At 33.3% G+C, this 19,115-nt stretch carries 17 protein-coding genes; 8 read left to right on the forward strand and 9 right to left on the reverse strand.

Annotation, left to right across the window (positions count from 1 at the left end):
• Window positions 1-227: 227 nt before the first annotated feature.
• Complete coding sequence (locus B0A65_RS08410) at window positions 228-518, reverse strand: HU family DNA-binding protein (protein WP_007805026.1); 291 nt, start codon at window positions 516-518, stop codon at window positions 228-230.
• Window positions 519-658: 140 nt separating this feature from the next.
• Between B0A65_RS08410 and mutY the strand changes: the two genes are divergently transcribed.
• Genes mutY through gldD form a run of 4 tightly spaced genes read left to right on the forward strand, consistent with a single transcriptional unit; the run spans window position 659 to window position 4,063 of the window.
• Entirely contained in the window at window positions 659-1,705 is a 1,047-nt protein-coding gene (gene mutY / locus B0A65_RS08415; RefSeq protein ID WP_074660461.1) for an A/G-specific adenine glycosylase, read from the forward strand.
• A 36-nt stretch (window positions 1,706-1,741) separates the two neighbouring features.
• Window positions 1,742-2,182, forward strand: a complete 441-nt coding sequence (locus tag B0A65_RS08420; protein ID WP_074660462.1) for a single-stranded DNA-binding protein — start codon at window positions 1,742-1,744, stop codon at window positions 2,180-2,182.
• A 23-nt stretch (window positions 2,183-2,205) separates the two neighbouring features.
• Window positions 2,206-3,501 (forward strand): gliding motility-associated protein GldE, encoded by a 1,296-nt coding sequence (locus B0A65_RS08425; RefSeq protein WP_074660463.1) that lies wholly within the window; start codon window positions 2,206-2,208, stop codon window positions 3,499-3,501.
• Between the two features lies 1 nt (window position 3,502).
• Window positions 3,503-4,063: a gliding motility lipoprotein GldD gene (gene gldD, locus B0A65_RS08430; protein WP_074660464.1), complete on the forward strand. Its 561-nt coding sequence runs from the start codon at window positions 3,503-3,505 to the stop codon at window positions 4,061-4,063.
• 112 nt (window positions 4,064-4,175) lie between these two features.
• Here the strand turns inward: gldD and B0A65_RS08435 are convergent, their stop codons facing one another.
• On the reverse strand, window positions 4,176-4,553 hold the full coding sequence (locus B0A65_RS08435) for a heavy-metal-associated domain-containing protein (RefSeq protein WP_074660465.1): 378 nt from the start codon (window positions 4,551-4,553) through the stop codon (window positions 4,176-4,178).
• Between the two features lie 100 nt (window positions 4,554-4,653).
• On the opposite strand from B0A65_RS08435, the gene B0A65_RS08440 reads away from it, so the two are divergent.
• On the forward strand, window positions 4,654-5,520 hold the full coding sequence (locus tag B0A65_RS08440) for a DMT family transporter (protein ID WP_074660466.1): 867 nt from the start codon (window positions 4,654-4,656) through the stop codon (window positions 5,518-5,520).
• A gap of 228 nt (window positions 5,521-5,748) precedes the next feature.
• On the opposite strand, the gene B0A65_RS08445 is transcribed toward B0A65_RS08440, so the two are convergent.
• A complete protein-coding gene (locus B0A65_RS08445; RefSeq protein ID WP_207556413.1) occupies window positions 5,749-7,797 on the reverse strand; it encodes an insulinase family protein in 2,049 nt (682 codons plus the stop codon).
• Window positions 7,798-7,809: 12 nt separating this feature from the next.
• Window positions 7,810-9,132 (reverse strand): M16 family metallopeptidase, encoded by a 1,323-nt coding sequence (locus B0A65_RS08450; RefSeq protein WP_074660468.1) that lies wholly within the window; start codon window positions 9,130-9,132, stop codon window positions 7,810-7,812.
• A 272-nt stretch (window positions 9,133-9,404) separates the two neighbouring features.
• Here B0A65_RS08450 and rplU point away from each other — a divergent pair, with 272 nt between their 5' ends.
• Both rplU and rpmA read left to right on the forward strand, forming a co-directional pair.
• The gene (gene rplU / locus B0A65_RS08455) at window positions 9,405-9,848 is read left to right on the forward strand and encodes a 50S ribosomal protein L21 (RefSeq protein WP_056190314.1); all 444 of its coding nucleotides are present in this window, start codon (window positions 9,405-9,407) and stop codon (window positions 9,846-9,848) included.
• A 24-nt stretch (window positions 9,849-9,872) separates the two neighbouring features.
• On the forward strand, window positions 9,873-10,133 hold the full coding sequence (gene rpmA, locus B0A65_RS08460; protein ID WP_017497241.1) for a 50S ribosomal protein L27: 261 nt from the start codon (window positions 9,873-9,875) through the stop codon (window positions 10,131-10,133).
• 391 nt (window positions 10,134-10,524) lie between these two features.
• On the opposite strand, the gene B0A65_RS08465 is transcribed toward rpmA, so the two are convergent.
• A complete protein-coding gene (locus B0A65_RS08465) occupies window positions 10,525-13,284 on the reverse strand; it encodes an AsmA-like C-terminal region-containing protein (protein WP_074660469.1) in 2,760 nt (919 codons plus the stop codon).
• A gap of 49 nt (window positions 13,285-13,333) precedes the next feature.
• Window positions 13,334-13,915 (reverse strand): tRNA-(ms[2]io[6]A)-hydroxylase, encoded by a 582-nt coding sequence (gene miaE / locus B0A65_RS08470; RefSeq protein WP_074660596.1) that lies wholly within the window; start codon window positions 13,913-13,915, stop codon window positions 13,334-13,336.
• A 114-nt stretch (window positions 13,916-14,029) separates the two neighbouring features.
• On the opposite strand from miaE, the gene B0A65_RS08475 reads away from it, so the two are divergent.
• Entirely contained in the window at window positions 14,030-15,274 is a 1,245-nt protein-coding gene (locus B0A65_RS08475; protein ID WP_074660470.1) for a glycosyltransferase family 4 protein, read from the forward strand.
• Here B0A65_RS08475 and B0A65_RS08480 read toward each other — a convergent pair.
• From B0A65_RS08480 to B0A65_RS08490, 3 genes are all read right to left on the reverse strand, one after another.
• Window positions 15,271-16,149: a helix-turn-helix domain-containing protein gene (locus B0A65_RS08480; protein WP_074660471.1), complete on the reverse strand. Its 879-nt coding sequence runs from the start codon at window positions 16,147-16,149 to the stop codon at window positions 15,271-15,273. The genes B0A65_RS08475 and B0A65_RS08480 overlap by 4 nt on opposite strands.
• A 74-nt stretch (window positions 16,150-16,223) precedes the next feature.
• Window positions 16,224-16,775: a carboxymuconolactone decarboxylase family protein gene (locus B0A65_RS08485; RefSeq protein ID WP_074660472.1), complete on the reverse strand. Its 552-nt coding sequence runs from the start codon at window positions 16,773-16,775 to the stop codon at window positions 16,224-16,226.
• 396 nt (window positions 16,776-17,171) lie between these two features.
• Window positions 17,172-19,022: a hydrolase/aminopeptidase gene (locus B0A65_RS08490; protein WP_074660473.1), complete on the reverse strand. Its 1,851-nt coding sequence runs from the start codon at window positions 19,020-19,022 to the stop codon at window positions 17,172-17,174.
• Window positions 19,023-19,115 lie beyond the last annotated feature (93 nt).

The following is a 19,115-nucleotide window of genomic DNA, read 5'->3' on the forward strand; positions in this document are numbered from 1 at the left end:
GCAGTTTTAAGTATCAGTTAGCAGTTTTAAGCTGCAGACTGTGACTGGTCACTGAGACTAAATTCCAATTTCAATGAACGTTTAAAAAGAAAAAAGTAGTTTAAAACTACTTTTTCTTTTTGTGACGGTTAGCTCTCGCTCTTTTTTTACGTTTGTGAGTAGCTACCTTATGTCTCTTTCTTTTTTTACCACTTGGCATATCGTGTCGATTTTATGATTAATTAATATTATTTTGCTTCGTTGTTAGTTTTTACTCCTTCTACAAAAACTTTTGCAGGTTTAAACGCAGGAATATTGTGTGCAGGAATTTTGATAGTGGTGTTTTTTGAAATGTTTCTTCCTGTCTTTTCAGCTCTGGTTTTTACGATAAAACTTCCGAAACCTCTTAGGTAAACATTGTCACCAGTTTCTAAAGAAGTTTTAACTTCTTCCATAAAAGTTTCTACTGTTGCTTGAACATCTCCTTTTTCAAGACCTAGTTTCTCTGAAATTTTCGCTACGATATCTGCTTTCGTCATTTTCTTTCCTATTTTATTTTATAAATGATGTACTATTTTTTTGAGTTTGCAAATATAGGAATTAAAAAAATAATTAATCAAGCTAATTCGTTAAATTTTAATTACATAAACATTTACTTTTGTTTTCTAAGTATTTTATAATGGATTTTCATAACATATTGATAAGTTGGTATTTACAGAACAAGCGCGATTTGCCGTGGCGGAATACGACCGATCCTTACCTAATTTGGCTCTCAGAAATTATCCTGCAGCAAACGCGAGTTGCTCAGGGAATGCCTTATTTTTTCAATTTTACGCAAGAATTTCCTACAGTGTTTGATTTGGCAAATGCCTCAGAAGAGCAGGTTTTGAAACTTTGGCAAGGGTTAGGTTATTATTCTCGCGCCCGAAATCTGCATAAAACAGCTCAATATGTGGCAAATGAGTTAAATGGAGTTTTTCCGGAAAACTATAATGGGTTACTAAAATTAAAAGGTGTTGGTGAATATACCGCCGCTGCGATTGCTTCTTTTTCTTATAATGAAGCGGTTCCTGTTGTTGATGGAAATGTATTTAGAGTACTTTCAAGATATTTTGATATTGAATCGGATATTGGTTTGCCTGCAACAAAAAAAGAATTTACGGCACTGGCTAATGAAATAATGCCAAAAGATGATCCTGCAATCTTTAATCAGGCAATAATGGAATTTGGTGCTTTGCAATGTGTGCCTAAAAGTCCAAACTGTATGATTTGTGTTTTTAATGAAAGTTGTGCGGCTTTGCAAAAAAAGAAAGTTGATAGTTTACCAGTGAAATCAAAAAAAGTAAAAATCACAAATCGTTTCTTTAATTATTTGGTTTTAGAAGATGTTCTGGGTAATACTTTAATTCAAAAAAGGACTGCAAAAGGAATTTGGCACAATCTATATGAATTTCCTCTTTTGGAAACACACGAAATTGTTGGTTTTGATGTTGTCTCAAAAGCGGCCCAATTTAATGTTTTTCCTTCCTATACTATTATAGGTATAGAGGAGTGTGCGGAAACGACTGTTATTCATAAGCTTTCGCATCAACATCTCCATATTCAGTTCTGGAAAGTTAAAATTAAAGAAAAAATAGTGAATGGTGTGAATACCAGTGATTTAAAAACTTTTCCTTTTCCAATTGTGATTTATAATTTTATAGAAAAGCAGGAAATAATTTGCTAAAAAAATGTATCTTTGGGATAAATACCACTAAAAACTATGAACGGAACTTTAAATAAGGTGATGCTGATTGGCCATTTGGGCGATGACGTGAAAATGCATTATTTTGATGGAGGAAACTGCATCGGTCGTTTTCAGTTAGCTACAAATGAAGTATATATCAATAAAACGACCAACGAAAAAATAACTTCAACTGAATGGCATAATTTAGTTGTGCGCAATAAAGCCGCTGAAATCTGCGAGAAATATTTATCTAAAGGGGATAAAATATATGTTGAAGGACGTATAAAATCACGTCAATGGCAAGCCGAAGACGGTATTACAAAATATACGACCGAAATTCAGGTAACTGAGTTTACTTTCTTGACTACCAAAAAAGAAACAGGAAATCATAAGCCACATCAGGATCAGGAATCCGCAAAAAATACTAACTTTGATGCGTCGAACGAAAGCTTGCCTATAAACGACTTGCCTTTCTGATTGTTTAACTAATCTTTTTTAATTTGGACCCGGAGCCCAGTTTATTTTTTACTACAACTTTAGACATCAATTTAATAGTTGGTTTTGTCGGAATATTTATTTTGCTGTTTCTATCAGCAATTGTATCAGGTGCCGAAGTAGCACTTTTTTCTTTATCTCAAAAAGATATTGATGAAACCTTACAGGACAATCTCCCAAAAGGGAAAATTATTTCCAATCTTTTAGATAAGCCCAAAAAACTTTTAGCGACCTTATTAGTAGCCAATAATTTTTTAAATATTGGTGTTGTAATTTTGTTCTCTTTTATAGGGCAAAATATTTTTGATGATATCAGTTCACCAGTTTTAAAATTTATTTTAGAAGTAATTCTCGTTACGTTTCTGATTTTATTGTTTGCAGAAGTTTTACCTAAAGTTTACGCAAGCCGAAACAATATAAAATTTGCTAAATGGGTAGCCTATCCAATTTCTTTTTTAGATAAATTACTGTCCCCAATAAGCTTGCCGATGCGCAGTGTTACGTTATATTTGCAACATAAATTGGGAAAACAGAAAAATAGTTTTTCAATAAACCAGCTTTCTCAGGCTTTGGAACTTACAGATTCAGAAGGGACATCAAAAGATGAGCAAAAAATATTAGAAGGAATTGTTTCCTTTGGAAATACGGATACAAAACAAGTTATGAGTCCGAGGATTGATATTTTTGGTTTGGAAATATCAGAATCCTTTGAAGCTATTTATCCGAAGATAATCGAAAAAGGCTTTTCGAGAATTCCTGTTTATCGTGACAATATTGATCAGATTGAAGGCGTTTTATTTGTTAAAGATTTATTGCCGCATATTGATAAGAAAGAATTTGACTGGACGACTTTAATGAGGAAAGCTTTTTTTGTTCCTGAGAATAAAAAACTGGATAATTTACTTAAGGATTTTCAAAGCCTTAAAAGTCATTTGGCGATTGTGGTTGATGAATACGGAGGGACATCGGGATTGGTTTCTTTAGAAGATGTTATAGAGGAAATAGTAGGGGATATAAGCGATGAGTTTGATGATGAAAATTTAAATTTCTCACAAATTGATGAAAAGAATTTTCTTTTTGAAGGAAAAATTAACTTGAAAGATTTTTACAGAATTATTGATGTCGACGAAGATATTTTTGAGTCACATAAAGGTGAAGCAGAAACATTGGCGGGTTTTATTTTAGAAATCCTTGGTAATTTTCCAAAAAAAGATCAAAAAATAGCTTTCGAAAACTGTGTTTTTACGATAGAAACAGTAGATAAAAAGCGTATAAAGCAAATAAAAGTAACAATAGAATAAAATGTTTAAAAGAATAATTTCAATAACAATCATTTTGCTAACAGTAACATTTGTAAGCTGTAAAGATGATGTTTTGCCTAAGCCATCAGGTTTTTTACGCTTAGACTATCCGGAAGCAAAATATGTTAATTTTGAAAATAATTGCCCTTTTACTTTTGAAATGAATGAGGCTGCCACTATTAAAGGAGAAAAGGATTGTGGTTTTGCAATTACGTATCCAAAAATGAAAGCAACAATTTATTTGACTTACAAACCGGTAAATGGTAATATCGAAAAATTGCTTAAAGATGCTCAGAAATTAACTTACGAACATGTTATTAAAGCGGATGATATTTTGGAGCAACCGTATTTAAATCCTCAGAAAAAAGTTTACGGGATGTTTTATCAGGTAGATGGAAACGCTGCAACAAACTCACAATTTTACGTGACTGACAGTACAAAACACTTTATAACAGGATCGGTTTATTTTTATGCTAAACCTAATTTTGATTCGGTTATGCCTGCTGCGAGTTATATTAAAAATGATATGCAAAGGCTTATGGAGACCTTGAAGTGGAAATAGAAAAATAAAATCATAGAAAAGGCGTTCAATTTGAACGCCTTTTTTGTGTGTTAAAAATTAAATATTACTTTAAGAAAATTCCAAATTGCAACAACAATTGGAATTTATTTAATTACGATTTAATATTCGAAACTTTATACGTTTTTCCGTCTCCTGTCGCTTGAACAGTTTTTGTTAAGTTTTCCTGATTTTGAACCGTTTTGTCAAATACAACAGTAGCTGTTTTTTTATCAAAATCTACAGTAGCTTTTTCTACTCCGTCAAGATTTGTTAGTTCTTTTTCGATTGTTTTTGCACATCCCATAGCGCAAGTCATTCCTTCGATTTCGAAACTAGCAGTCTGAACATTTTCAGCTGCAATTGCTTTATGTTCTTTTGGAGCTGTTTCTATGGCTTTGATATTCGCTAAATTTTTATCTTCTTCTTTTTTGCAGCTTACCAATACTAAACCTGCAATTGCTAATGTTGCTATTATTTTTGTGAATTTCATTATATAAAATTTTAATTTGTCAATAAGTTCATTGCAAAATTAATAAAATTAGGGAGGCTGGTTTGTAAAATTATTACAAATTTGCAGTAAAATACGTTTCATGGATGCAAAACAATTAAAGTGGGCTTATTTATTGCTTCTTTCGCTAATTTGGGGAAGCTCTTTTATTTTAATTAAAAGAGGATTAGTCGGATTAACAGCTGTTCAGGTAGGTTCATTCCGAATTATTTTTGCTGCCTTATTTCTATTGATTGTTGGCTTTAAAAGTTTGAAGAAAATTTCACGTCGCCAATGGAAATTTGTTGCTATAACCTCTTTTTTCGGAACTTTTACTCCGGCCTATCTTTTTGCTATTGCAGAAACTGAAGTCGATAGCTCGATTGTGGCTATTTTAAATTCATTAACACCTTTGAATACTTTGGTTTTGGGAATTCTTGTTTTCGGAATTCAGTTTCAAAAGCGACAAGTTTTAGGTGTTTTTGTTGGATTGGTGGGTTGCTTGCTGTTAGTTTTAAGCGGCGCGTCAGCGCATCCGGGGCAGAATTACTATTATGTTCTTTTGGTTGTCATTGCAACACTTTGTTATGCCATAAATGTCAATTTGATTAAAAAGCATTTATCAGATTTAAATTCGTTAAGTATTACTACCGGAAACTTTGCCGTTTTGTTAATACCGGCATTAATTATTTTAAGTACAACTGATATTCCGCAAAGAATCAATTTTGAAGCTACCCAACATTCGATTTTATTTGTAATGATTCTCGGTGTTTTAGGAACCGGAATTGCGAATGTATTGTTCTTTAAATTGATCCAGATGTCATCGCCGGTTTTCGCAACATCAGTAACGTATTTAATCCCGATAGTCGCTTTTTTCTGGGGATTATTAGATAATGAAATGTTGACGCCCATTCAGTTTTTTGGTGCCTTTATTATTTTGATTGGCGTTTATTTGTCTGCTAAAAAATAGCTTTTTAAGAGTAAAATGATTTTTGTGAGATGTAAAATGTTTCTGCTTTGTCACACCGTAAGTAGAAAAAAGGAGGCAATTGGAATGGACCTTCGACTTCGATCAGCCTGAAAAAAAATATACATAAAAAAAAGTCTTGTCAAAGTTTTAACTTTGACAAGACTTTTAAAAAGAATAATTAATGTTCAAAACCTTTGCTCCTTTGAGCCTTTGTAACTTTGAACCTTCTTAAAGAAAATCTTTCTCAGAAACTCCTTCATTAATCTTAATATCAGACATTTTTATATCCAATTCAAAACCAACATTCTGAATTAAGTTAAAAGGAACTTTTACACCTTTTACTTCTTTATAATCGTTGAAGTTTGTTATTTGCGTTGCTGATTTCCCGCCTTGTTCACGAACTTTAGATTCGGCTACTTTTAGACCTGATTTAACATCATAGAAATAAGTAGTTTTTCCGTCTTTTATAGCATACGCATCGCTACCATTAATTGGCTCGATTGAGTCTACTTTTAAATCAGTTCTTTTTTGTAATTGCAATTCTTCAAATGGAGCTGCATTGGCTTTCATTTCGGCAAGATCAGTACCTTCCAGGTTTTTGCGTTGTCCTTGTTGTTCAATATAAGCACCTTTATCGTTTACAACTTGTTTCATTAAGTTCATGGTTCCCATGGCAAGCGAAATCATCATTTTTCCTTTTGAATCTAATTTAGAGGTAAAAGTCAAAGGGCCTGGAGCCTGTGGAATAGTTGTTGTTCCGTTCATATAAAGTGTTTTTACAGCTGAAACTGCTTTTTCGCCTCCAATTGCCTTGATGTAATTTTCAAAAACAGTTTTTGCTGTAATTCCCGTTGGAGCTTCTTTTTTGGTAATAGGTTTTTCAACAGGATTTCCGTATTTGTCAAAATAGTAAATCGGAATTTGAAGTTTCTCTAAACCAGTAATCACATCAGAACCTTTTCCTGCAATTATGATTCGCATATTATCCAAAAGGAAATATTTATTAGCGACACGATAAATGTCATCTGCAGTAACGTTATTTATAGTCTGAATGTATTTTTCGTAGAAATCCGCAGGCAATTTTTCAGTTTCAATATTCAGTGCGTATCGGGCAACTGCCTGTGGTTTTTCAACCTGCATTACAAAACGCCCAATATAACCTGCTTTTACATTTTTCAAGACATCTTCAGAAACTTTTTGAGTTCTGATTCTTTTAATTTCTTCAACAAATTGCACCACTGCACTATCTGTTACGGTATTTCTAACGGCAGATGAAGCTTTGAATTTAGTTACATATTTCCCGCTTCCAATGCTTGAGTTTGCACCGTAAGTCCAGGCGTGCTTTTCGCGTAAATTCATGTTTAAATAACTATTGAAATCGCCACCTAAAATTTGATTTGCAATTACGGCAGGGAAAAAATCAGGATCGCTCATTTTTAAATTTACCGTATTTACCAATGAAATTTCAGATTGAACTGCATTTGGAACATCAACAAAATCAATTTGAAGTTTAGAAACATTTACAGGATCCGGGTAAGTATTTTTTGGAGCGGCTTGTTTTTTCCAGCCCCCAAAAAGCTTTTCGACGGCTTCTTTTGTTTCTTTAAATTTAATGTCTCCAATAATTACTAAATAGGCATTTTCAGGAACGAAATAAGTAGCGTAGTTTGCCTGAACATCTGCAAGAGAAACATTTTTAACTGTTTCTTCAGAAAGATATTCGCCGGCAGGATGATTTTTTCCAAAAGCTAAAACATCAACAACACGATTGGCAATAGCAGGAACGCTTTTTTCGTCGGCTTTAAGTCCTTCAAGTAATTTTTCTTTTTCTTTATCAAATTCTGTTTGTGTAAAATTTGGCTGTAAAGCTCCTTCGGCCAAAAGTTCTAAAACACGTCCGGAATATTTAGATAGCGAACTTGCATAAGCACCCGATGAAGTAAAGTTAATGCTGGCACCGTAAAAATCAATTTCTTCATTAAAAGCTTCTTTTGCTGTTTTTTTAGTACCATTTCCAATTAAGCTGCTGGTTAATTCATCAACACCTTTTTTACTTCCTTCTGTAAAAGGAGCATTGTCTAAAGTAAGATTGAAACTTACTCTTGGTAGCTTGTGATTTTCAACCACCAGAACTTTCATGCCGTTTGCCAAAACAAAAGTTTGTGGTTTTTTGATATTGACTACTGGTGAATTACCTGGTTTTGGTTGTGGACGATCTTGTGCTTGCATAATTCCAGTTAGGAATAAAAGGATTAAAACTGTATGTATTTTTCTCATGACTTGGCGCTCTTAATTTTGAACTTTTGTTGAAGGAACGTACTCTAGAACCAAACGTTGATTCGGATTTAGATACTTTTTAGCAACGGCTCTGATTTCTTCTCTTGTGATAGAGTGATACAGGTCAATTTCTGTATTGATAAGATTTACATCTCCGTAAAGTAAATAATAAGAAGCGAGATTTTCAGCAATTCCCTCCACAGTCGCATTTGCGTTTACAAAGTTATTATCGAATTTATTCTGCAATTTCTCATAATCTTTTTCAGAAATCAAATCGGTTTGGATCTTTACAATTTCTTCATCCATTTCTTTTAAGATGTCGGCCATGGTATAAGTTCCCATTGGTAAACCGTATAAAATGTACATTCCGTAATCTTCCTGACTAAAACCTACCGCGCCAATTTGGAGTGCCATTTTTTTATCGTCGACTATTTTTTTATACAATTTTGAACTTTTTCCATCACTCAAATAAGAAGAAATCAGATCTAAAACTCTTGCATCTCTGGTTTTCATTGATGGTGTTCTGTAAGAGGCAATAACCATCGGAATCTGAATATTTGGATCTTCGTATGTTGCTTTTATTGTCTTAGTAATAGGTTCTTCAACAAAAGTTTGTTTTTTAACCACTTCACCTTTCGGAATTGGACCAAAATATTTCTGAATCCATTCTTTTGTTTTGGTTTTGTCAAAATCTCCGGCAACTACTAAAACAGCATTATTTGGTGTATAGAATTTTTTATTAAAAGCCTGAAATTCTTCTAAAGTTGCAGCATCCAAATCTTTCATAGAACCAATAGTAGTCCAGCGATAAGGATGGTTTTTGAACATATTCTCTTTAACAACAGGCAAAATGTTTCCATAAGGCTGATTATCATAACGCATTCTTTTCTCTTCTTTAACAACTTCGTTCTGAGTATCAACACCAATTTTATTGATAATAGGATGCATTAACCGCTCAGATTCCATCCACAAACCCAATTCTAAACTGTTTGATGGGAAAACTTCGTAATAATAGGTTCTGTCGTCTGATGTATTGGCATTGTTAACTCCGCCATTTGCGGTAACAATTTTCATCCATTCGCCACGTTTTATATTTTGAGTTCCTTCAAATAATAAATGTTCAAAGAAGTGTGCGAAACCGGTTCGGTCAGGTCGTTCGTCTTTTGAACCAACATGATACATTACAGACGTAATGACAACAGGAGCAGAAGGATCGTTATGCAAAATTACATGCATACCATTATCCAGATTGTATTCTTCAAAAGCTACTTTTTGAGCATGAGCAACTCCGCCGAGCATTAGTGCAGCACTTAACATCATTATCGAATTTTTCATAGAGATTAATAATTTATATTTACCTTAGTAATAGGTAGCCAAGACTTGTTTATAGTTACATCAAAAATAAGTTTTTTTAATTACGAATAAGGAATCTGTCTCGGTTTTCATAATACTTTAACAGTCTTTTACTTTAAAAATGCTTTTTTATGTGGCTAAAACACCTTGAAAAACAGACTTTAAGGTTAAATAAATATTTTTGAAATAAGAGATTGCACAGTAAATTATTAATTGTATATTTGCAACCTTAAAAATCAATAAATCAATTTGGTATGTATGCAATCGTAGAGATAGCAGGGCAACAATTTAAAGTAAGCAAAGACTTAAAGGTTTATGTTAACCGTTTGGCTAACGAAGAAGGTTCAAGTATTTCATTTGACAAAGTTCTTTTATTAGACGATAATGGTAACGTAACTTTAGGCGCCCCAGCTATAGAAGGTGCTTCAGTAGAAGCTAAAGTGTTACAACACTTAAAAGGAGATAAAGTAATCGTTTTCAAAAAGAAAAGAAGAAAAGGTTACAAAAAGAGAAATGGTCACAGACAATATCTTACTCAAATTGTAATTGAAGGTATTACTGCAGCAGGTGGAACTAAAAAAGCAGCAGCTAAAAAAGCGGTTGTAGCAGAAGATGCTCCGGCAACTGAAGTTGAAGCAGCTCCAAAAGCAAAAAAAGCAGCAGCTCCAAAGGCAAAAAAAGAAGCTACTAAAGAATAATAACAATATTTAAACTCATACGTCATGGCTCACAAGAAAGGTGTCGGTAGTTCGAAGAATGGTAGAGAATCAGAATCAAAACGTCTAGGCGTTAAGATTTTTGGTGGACAAGCTGCTATTGCTGGGAACATCATCGTTAGACAAAGAGGTTCAAAACATAATCCAGGTGAGAACGTTTACATCAGTAAAGATCACACACTACACGCAAGAGTAGCTGGAGTTGTTAAGTTCCAAAAGAAAAAAGATAACAAATCTTATGTATCTATTCTTCCATTCGAAGCATAATCATTAGACTACTTATTACAAAACCCGTTCTGAAAAGAACGGGTTTTTTTATGCTTACCATATAAGTTATATAAAAGAATTAAAGTTTGCTATGGCTTATGGTTTAGTTCCTATTAGATTATGTTCATTTTTGTCATCGCGAGGAAGACGGAACCCCCGCGAGTAGATCGACAAAGATTTGTAAGTTTATATGTGAAGTTTCTAGTGCCATCTTTCCTTCGTTAGGATTGACAAGATTGCCCATAATTGGAATTTGGATTTTTTTTATTGGGATTTCTAATAAAAAAAAACCTTTGTCAAGTCTTTTACTTTGACAAAGGTCAATAATGTTTTCAAATGAAACAGTGCAAAAATTGGAATTTGGAATTTAAAAGAATTGGAATTTAATCTTTTATTCCTCAGTATCCTTTGTCTCTTCCAGATCATTAGATTTTCTTCCCACTTTTATCTTTGGATTATCCTGCGTTCCGGTAACCGTTAGCGGAATACCAAAAATCCCCAATGGAGGAAGTCCTAGACGCATTTTTAGATTTAATTTTCCATCTAAACTTGTTGTGCCTTCAATTCTTGGTCTAAAGCCTGCAAACTTAAATTTAAAACGTTCAACCGTCATGATGTTGTTTTTGATCGTCGTTTTAATGTCAACTTTAGAAAGATCCGGATTTTTCATTGCCTCAGAACTTGTTTCCTTGCTCACGGCATTAAACATTTTCAATCCTCTAACTTTTACGTCTTTCACAGAAAGTGTTCCGCCACCAGTTAATGAAGGATAAACGGGTTCCATATTTCCATTTAATCTTCCTTTTAATTGATAATCTAAAGAAACAATTCCTTGTGCTTTTTCAGCAGCGCTCGCCATTTTTCTGAAAACTTCAATTTCATTGTAAGCTCTTTTAATATCAAAATCAGAAGCTTTGATGTTGTAGTCGAAATTTGCTTTTTTAGGTGTTACAGCTTGATAATTGGCATTCATAACGACATTGCATCCAATTAAATTAAAACCTGTATTCTGCATAGTCAATTTGCCTTTGTTCATGCTTAGATTACCAACGGCATTTTGAAGATTCAGTTTGTCAAAATTTACTTTTTGAGCATTTGCTGTAAATTGTAGATTTAAATTTGTTGGAATAATAATAACGCCAGTGCCTTTTGCTTCAGCTGGTTTTGTTTCCGTTTGTGGAACAGGATTTTTTGTTACAGAAGCATCAGCATTTGTGTTTGACATAAACTCATCAACGTTAATATATCGTGAAGTGGAAGTGAAAGAGCCTCTTAAAACTCCGGTATTTGTTGTTGCATAATTGAAAACATTTTGCAAGTAACCGTTCATTCTAAAATCAGATTGACCGTAAGCAGCCAAAAAGTTATTGAACGACATTTTATCCTGATTAATTTTGAAAACACCTTCTTTAATGATGAATTTCTTCGGAAGATATTCTGATGTAATACCAATATTTCTCAGCTCAAGAGTTCCTTTATTGTTTAATTTGCTGTAATTTCCTTTCTCAGCATCGCTTTGCTTTCCTTTTAAAACTAAATCAGCTTTTACAAAACCATCTAAATCCAATCCTTTTTGAGAGAAAACTTTGTAGATTTTGTTGATGTCTAATTCTCCTTTTGCTTTGATGTCATAAGTCAAATCATTAAAATTACTTAAATCAGCTTCTACAAAAACAGGTTTTCCTTCAAACGTAAATTGAGTAGGTTTCAGGCTTACTTTTAAATCATCAAAAGTTCCTTTGTTGTTTTCAATTTTTGCTTTAATAGTAATATTGGTAATTGGATTTGGATAATAGGGCGTTTTTAAATAACCGTTTTCTAAGTCAATATTTCCTTTTGTAACGGGGAAAAGTCTGTTCTTTGGGTCAAATTTTCCGTTTGTTTTTACGTCACCAACTAAATTTCCTTTTAATTCAACATCCGGAATTCCAAGTGCTTTCATTAATTTTCCGAGATCAATTTTAGCTTTAAATTCACCATTGATATCCGGAGTATTTACACCTTGTACGTGAAATTGAGATTTTAAATAATCTTTATTTATGTTTAAAGACAAATTTTTGGCGTCAACGATCACAAGATCCGGATTTAAAGACGGAACTTTAGTTTTTACATCCAGATATAAATTTGAAACCGGAAAAGGACTTTTATTATAATTCACAAATCCACTATCAATTTTGATGTCTAAATTAAGGTCTGGCGCGATACTTTTTGACGCGATATAGTCTCCTTTTAGCGTTAAAAGTAAATTAGTGTTCCCTTTTAATTCGGTTTTTGATAGCCAGGTAACATATTTTGGTGGAAAAGCTGTAAAAACATCTTTCAAATTGCTATTATCTGATTTAATAACAAAATTCATTTTGTATCCTTCCTTCAAAAAGTCGAAATTTCCTTTAAAATCGACTAGTAGCTGATTGATTTTCAGGTTATTTTGCTGGAAGAAAAAAGATAAAGAGTTGACGTTTACTTTTGTAATTAAATCGGCATCAACTTTTTTATTCATTAAATACGGCTCGCCTTCGTAAATAACATTCAATTTTTCAATTTTAGCAACAGAATATAAATCGAAAACGGCTTTGTCCAGATTCCCTTTTCCTTTGTAATTAAATCCGAAGGCATCAAAATGAACTTTGGTTGATTGATCGTCGTAAATGATTTTACTGTTTAGAATCTCTATTCGCTCTAATTTTAAGGCTGTTTCGGTTGTGTCTTTTGGATTTGAAGGTTTAGTTGATTTGTAGATATTGTAATTAGCTTCACCGTTTGCATTTACTTTTACATTAATAAAGGAATCAGATAAATAAATCTGGTCGATTTTTACTGTTTTGCTAAAAACTAAACTGGCAACATTTATTCCGAAAGAAACTTCTTTTGCAGTAATGAATTTTTCAGTTTTATAGGGAGCAGAGCCATTAAGACTCAAATCGTTTAAGGTTAAAGTTAAAGACGGAAAATGATGAAAAAACGAAAGTGAAACATCAGAATAATTTAATTCTGCACTTAGTTTTTCGTTGGCTGTTTTTTTAATTTGTTCCTTAATTGTATCCGCAAAAATGATAGGTATCAAGAAAAGTAATCCTAGAATAACGACAAAAGTTATTCCGAAATATTTAGCTATTTTTAATAAAACGGATTTCTTTTTACTTGCTGTCATAACAAATGAAGGTATTTAGGTAATAAGATAAAATAGAGATAAGAAAATATTATCCGTGAACTGTTTCGCTTTTTCCGTAATTTGTAATGATTGAGCCTTCATATTCTATCCATTCTTTCCAACGCTTGTCAACATCAACATTGTCAGCATATTTTCTTGCAAAACCTAAGAAAGTAGTATAATGTCCGGCTTCAGAAATCATTAAGTCACGATAGAATTTGGCTAATTCTTCATCTTTTATATTTTCAGAAAGTACTTTAAAACGTTCACAGCTTCTAGCTTCAATCATTGCCGAAAATAATAAACGATCGCAAAGTGCGTCTTTTCGGCTTCCATCTTTTTTCATGAATTTAAAAAGTTCATTTACATAATGATCTTTTCTTTCTCGCCCTAAGGTCAAACCTTTTTTCTTAATAAGATCATGAACCATTTGCAAATGCTCTAGTTCTTCTCTTGCAATAACAAGCATTTCAGTTACCAATTCCTCCAATTCAGAGTTGTAAGTAACTAAGCTAATGGCATTTGAAGCAGCTTTTTGCTCACACCAGGCATGATCCGTCAAAATTTCTTCGATATTCGATTCGACTATATTTACCCAACGAGGGTCTGTCGCTAATTTTAATCCTAACATAATTTTATAGAAAAAAGTATTATGCAAAATTAGTGTTTTTTTACGACCGAAAGTCAGCAAATATGGTGCAAATCCGCGCAAAATAGTATTATTTTGTAAGTTGAAACAAATAAAATGAATCAGATCAAAAAACTTTTAATTATTGGTTTTGTTTGGCCCGAACCAAATTCGTCTGCGGCTGGTGGCAGAATGATGCAATTGATCTCTATTTTTAAGCAAAATGGATTTCAAATTACATTTGCAAGTCCGGCAATGGATAGTGATTTTATGGTTGATTTATCTGAATTTGGAGTAGATAAAAAATCAATTGAATTAAATAATTCCAGTTTTGATGATTTTGTAATCGAATTAAATCCGGATGTTGTTTTGTTTGATCGTTTTATGATTGAAGAGCAATTTGGCTGGCGTGTGGCCGAAAATTGTCCAAAAGCAATTCGATTATTAGATACTGAAGATTTACATTGTTTAAGAACGGCAAGGCAGAAAGCATTTAAAGAAAACAGAACTTTTGCATTGAATGATTTATTGTCAGAAGAAGTAGCAAAACGTGAAATAGCCAGTATTTTAAGATGCGATTTGTCTTTTATAATTTCCGAATTTGAAATGAAAGTTTTGAAAGAGGTTTTTAAGATTGATTCGGATTTATTGTATTATTTGCCGTTTCTGGTTTATGAAATATCGGATCTCGATCTTTTGAAATTGCCTTTGTTTGAAGAACGCAAGAATTTTGTTTTCATTGGAAATTTTCTTCATGAACCCAATTGGAATACTGTTCAATATTTAAAAGAGTCGATTTGGCCTTTGATTAAAAAGCAATTTCCAGAAGCAGTTTTAGAAGTTTATGGTGCTTATCCTTCGCAAAAAGTGTTGCAATTGCATCAGCCTAAAAACGGTTTTTTTATTATGGGAAGAGCAGCAGATGCAAATGAAGTGGTGAAAAATGCCAGAATAGTTTTGGCACCAATTCGTTTTGGAGCGGGCTTAAAAGGAAAATTATTAGAAGCCATGCAATGTGGTACACCAAGCATAACAACAACAATTGGTTCTGAGGCAATGTATGCAAATTTACCCTGGAATGGTTTTATTTCAGATGATATAGAAACATTTGCTAAAAAAGCAGTTGAATTCTACCATGATGAAAATTTGTGGAAACAAGCTCAAAAAAATGGAGTTGCTGTTGTGAATGAGTGTTATCAGTTAAGCAAATATTCGACTGCTTTGATAACAAAGATTAATTCGCTGATGAGTGATTATGAAAGTCATCGTCTGCAAAATTTCATGGGAAGTTTGTTGCAGCATCACACCTTAAAAAGCACCAAATACATGGCAAAATGGATAGAAGCTAAAAATAAAAATTAAGCTTCCATTTTTCCAAATCCTACCGTTTCCCGATACAACTGCGGAGAAACATCGGCATTCGTTTTAAAAAATCGACTGAAATAATGTTCATCATCATAACCTAATTCGTAAGCGATTTCTTTAACGGTTTTGTTCGTCATATATAATTCTCTTTTGGCTTCAATAATGATTCTCTCAGCAATTAGATCGGTTAGCGTTTTGTTGAAATAATTTTTGGATAATTTGGCTAAGGCTTTCGCCGAAATATTCAGCATATCTGCATAATTTCCAGCAGAATGTTTGGTTTTGAAATTGTCTTCGATAGCGTCTTTTAAATTTTGAAGAATGAAGGGTTCTTTAGAATTCGGAACCGATTTCATTTCTTCTAATTGCTGATTTTTTAATCTTGAAGCTGTAATCAAAAAGATTTTTAAATAAGAAACCAGAGATTCATATTGCGCCAAATCAGTGTTTTGAATCTCCGTTTTCATTTGATCCAAAACCATTTTAAAAGTGGCAGAAGCTTCGTCTGTAATTTTAACAAATGGCGGTTGATAAACATTATTAAATAAAACACCGCTGCAGGAAACCTCTTTTTGATGCATGTGAATGCAGTAAAAATCGGGATGAAAGTGAATTGCAATTCCTTCGATTGGTTCGCTTACACAAAGCATAAAAGGCTGATAAGGAGAAAAGGCAAGAAGTGAATTTTCTTCAAAATGATGTTCAGCAAAATCAGCTTTTACTTTCCCTTTTCCTTTGGTAACCCAAATAAGAGAGAAAAAATTATTGCGTTGTAAATGATCAAAATGACTGTTGTCACCAAACGGAAGCAGTTTGAAAGCCAGATTGCCTGTTTGCGGATTTATTAGTGTAAAAACATTCTGATTACTCATAATTGACATTTAATAATATAAAGATAGTCATGAATGAATTCACCACTATCTTTATAAATTGTTTTTTTGCTGAATTAGTTTTGTAGTTCTAAACTTGGAACTGCTGGAAAATCAATTTCAGTATTGGCTGTATTGTTGAAATAGTTGGTTAAAACATTCAAAGCAACATGAGCAACAGTTTCTGCAATTTCAGCATCTGAGACTCCTGCATTTTTTACTGCATTTACATCTTCGTTGTTTACTAAACCATTTTTACTAACTAATGTTTTAGCAAATTGAAGAATCGCTTCTGTTTTTGCATCAGTTGAGTTTCCTGTTCTCGCCGCTTGTAAAACTTGTGGGTCGGTTTTCAATAATTTTTCTCCAATAAAAGTATGAGCCGCAACACAGTAGTCGCATGAGTTTTTTTCTGAAATTGTTAAAGCTAATAATTCTCCGGTTTTGGCACTTAGTTTTCCGTGACTCAGAGCGCCGCTTAAGTTTAAATATCCTTCTAATACTGCCGGAGAATTTCCCATTGTTCTCATCATGTTCGGAACAACACCTAGTTTAGCTTGTACAGCGTTGAATAAATCTTTAGTTTTTCCTGTTACTTCTTCCGGGTTTAATGCTGTTAATCGTGCCATTTTATTTAATTTTTATGTTGTTATTTATTTGTTGTCTTTTGACATTACAAAGGTGCGACGATTACAGATCTTAGAACATGGAGAATTAACGCTATGTGATGGACAATTTTCCCGAGTTGTTTTTTTGAATAAAAGAGTAACCGATTGTAATTTATCCCGTAGGGATTACATGTTGGTATAAATTGTCAAGTATTATAGCTATTTGTCCCGTTAGGGACTANNTAGTCCCTAACGGGACAAATGATCAAAATGGATGTTATTTTTTCTACCAACATGTAATCCCTACGGGATAAAAAAAATCCCCGAATTATCTATCTGATAATCGGGGATGTAAAGTGTAAAAATGCAAACTGTTTATTGTTACTGTTTACTGCGACTGAAAACTGTGACTGAAAACTATTTCAATAGCCCATCAACAGCCTGTACAGTTGTGGCATGATAACCTGATTTTGCTTTTTCGAAAATTTGTTTTGCCCAGGTTTTTCCTTCTGGAGTTTTTACTAATTCCTTATACAGTGACATCAATGATCCGGTTCTGCTTGTTGCAATCATAAATTGCTCTATTGCCGGATAAGCAGTTTTGTATTGATGACGAATTGCCTGAATGAACCATTGACGTTTAATAACGAAGTTTCCGTTTTTAGTAAAACTGAATTCGTTATCGATTGTCGTCATTTCTTCAACAGTAATATCGGCAGGTAAATAGTCTATAAAATGCTGTTTTTCTGTAGTTGATTTTATTTTCTCACTTAATCCTTTAACACCAGTCGTTCTCCAATTTTTCTGAATATTATCTATTGTTGTAAAATCTTCAGAGGAAACAGCAGTAATATTTGATGGAACTCCTGGTTTGTAAATCCAATCGTCTAATTTGATTTTGTCAGCTAGCGCTTTGTCATCTTTGATCAGATTTTCTTTTAGATATTTTACAAAATCTTCTGTTGTGATCGATTGAAAAGCATGCGCATCAAAATAGTTTTTAATAAACGGATCGAATTTTTCACGACCAACAGCCGCTTCGATTACTTTTAAAAAGTTATATCCTTTTACATAAGGAATTTGACTGATTCCATCGTCAGGATTTCTATTTGTAAGGCTCACTTTTAATCTTGTATCAGGATTTGTAGCGCCATATTCTGCTATATTATCGTCTAAGTCTTTGCGAGTTAAAACATCCTGCATTTCAGCTTCTTTTTTGCCGAAAATTTCTTCTCCAATTCTGTGTTCAACATAAGTGGTGAAACCTTCGTTTAACCAAATATCATCCCAGGTTGCATTGGTAACTAAATTTCCGCTCCAGCTGTGGCCTAATTCGTGCGCTAATAAGCTTGTTAATGAACGATCACCCGCAATAACGCCCGGAGTTAAAAAAGTTAAGTTTGGATTCTCCATTCCGCCATAAGGAAAACTTGGAGGTAAAACCAATACATCATAACGTCCCCAACGGTATGGGCCGTATAGTTTTTCAGCAGCGCCAACCATTTTTCCTAATTCAGCAAATTCCCAGGCAGCTTTTTTTAGTAAAGAAGGTTCTGCGTACACACCAGTCCTGTTATCTATAGCCTGAAATTCAATATCTCCAACTGCAATAGCCATTAAGTAAGACGGAATTGCTTTGTCTTGTTTAAAAGTATAAACTCCGGTATCGTTCTTTTTCTGAGGATTTACTGAAGCACTCATTACGGCCATTAAATCTTTAGGAACGGTAACTTTTGCATTATAAGTAAAACGAATTCCCGGTGAATCCTGACACGGAATCCAGGTACGTGACCAAATGCTTTCTCCCTGAGAGAAAACAAAAGGTTTCTTTTTGTCGGCTGTCTGTTGTGGATTCAGCCATTGTAGTGCTACAGCATCTTTTGTGCTGCTATAGTAGATATTAACTTTGGTGGTATTTGGTTCGATTGTAACATGAAGCGGTTTTCCGTGGAATTCTACTGCTGTACCCAATTCAAATTTGGTTTCTTTTTCTTCGTCTCCTAAAGTTACTTTGGTAATATTTAACGTGTTTTCGTCGAAGATAATTTCATTTCCTTTACTCACATTGTCAATTGTCCAGGAAGCTTTTCCTGAGATAGTCTGCGTATCAAAATCAACTTTGATGTCGAGATCCAAATGTTTTACTACAGCAAGTGCTGGTTTAGAGAAACTGTGTTCGTCTGTAACAACTGCTGGTTTTTCGGTTTGCTCTTTTTTCTGGCAGGCGATGGCTGTCAGGAATAAAGTTACAAGGATTAGTTTTTTCATTTTATGAAGTATTGAATTTTGAGGATGAAATTAAATAAAAAATCCCGTTTTGAATAAACAAAACGGGATTTTATTAAATATAACCTTCGATTT

Origin of the sequence: Flavobacterium frigidimaris (assembly GCF_002217275.1) — a bacterium.
Lineage (GTDB): Bacteria > Bacteroidota > Bacteroidia > Flavobacteriales > Flavobacteriaceae > Flavobacterium > Flavobacterium aquidurense.

Bases quoted from the DNA above. Each gene is read 5' to 3' on its own strand.
- B0A65_RS08445 (WP_207556413.1), bottom strand. From the start codon at position 7,797: ATGAGAAAAATACATACAGTTTTAATCCTTTTATTCCTAACTGGAATT.
- B0A65_RS08410 (WP_007805026.1), bottom strand. From the start codon at position 518: ATGACGAAAGCAGATATCGTAGCGAAAATTTCAGAGAAACTAGGTCTT.
- gldD (WP_074660464.1), top strand. From the start codon at position 3,503: ATGTTTAAAAGAATAATTTCAATAACAATCATTTTGCTAACAGTAACA.
- rpmA (WP_017497241.1), top strand. From the start codon at position 9,873: ATGGCTCACAAGAAAGGTGTCGGTAGTTCGAAGAATGGTAGAGAATCA.
- B0A65_RS08420 (WP_074660462.1), top strand. From the start codon at position 1,742: ATGAACGGAACTTTAAATAAGGTGATGCTGATTGGCCATTTGGGCGAT.
- B0A65_RS08450 (WP_074660468.1), bottom strand. From the start codon at position 9,132: ATGAAAAATTCGATAATGATGTTAAGTGCTGCACTAATGCTCGGCGGA.
- miaE (WP_074660596.1), bottom strand. From the start codon at position 13,915: ATGTTAGGATTAAAATTAGCGACAGACCCTCGTTGGGTAAATATAGTC.
- mutY (WP_074660461.1), top strand. From the start codon at position 659: ATGGATTTTCATAACATATTGATAAGTTGGTATTTACAGAACAAGCGC.
- B0A65_RS08465 (WP_074660469.1), bottom strand. From the start codon at position 13,284: ATGACAGCAAGTAAAAAGAAATCCGTTTTATTAAAAATAGCTAAATAT.
- B0A65_RS08480 (WP_074660471.1), bottom strand. From the start codon at position 16,149: ATGAGTAATCAGAATGTTTTTACACTAATAAATCCGCAAACAGGCAAT.
- B0A65_RS08490 (WP_074660473.1), bottom strand. From the start codon at position 19,022: ATGAAAAAACTAATCCTTGTAACTTTATTCCTGACAGCCATCGCCTGC.
- rplU (WP_056190314.1), top strand. From the start codon at position 9,405: ATGTATGCAATCGTAGAGATAGCAGGGCAACAATTTAAAGTAAGCAAA.
- B0A65_RS08435 (WP_074660465.1), bottom strand. From the start codon at position 4,553: ATGAAATTCACAAAAATAATAGCAACATTAGCAATTGCAGGTTTAGTA.
- B0A65_RS08440 (WP_074660466.1), top strand. From the start codon at position 4,654: ATGGATGCAAAACAATTAAAGTGGGCTTATTTATTGCTTCTTTCGCTA.
- B0A65_RS08485 (WP_074660472.1), bottom strand. From the start codon at position 16,775: ATGGCACGATTAACAGCATTAAACCCGGAAGAAGTAACAGGAAAAACT.
- B0A65_RS08475 (WP_074660470.1), top strand. From the start codon at position 14,030: ATGAATCAGATCAAAAAACTTTTAATTATTGGTTTTGTTTGGCCCGAA.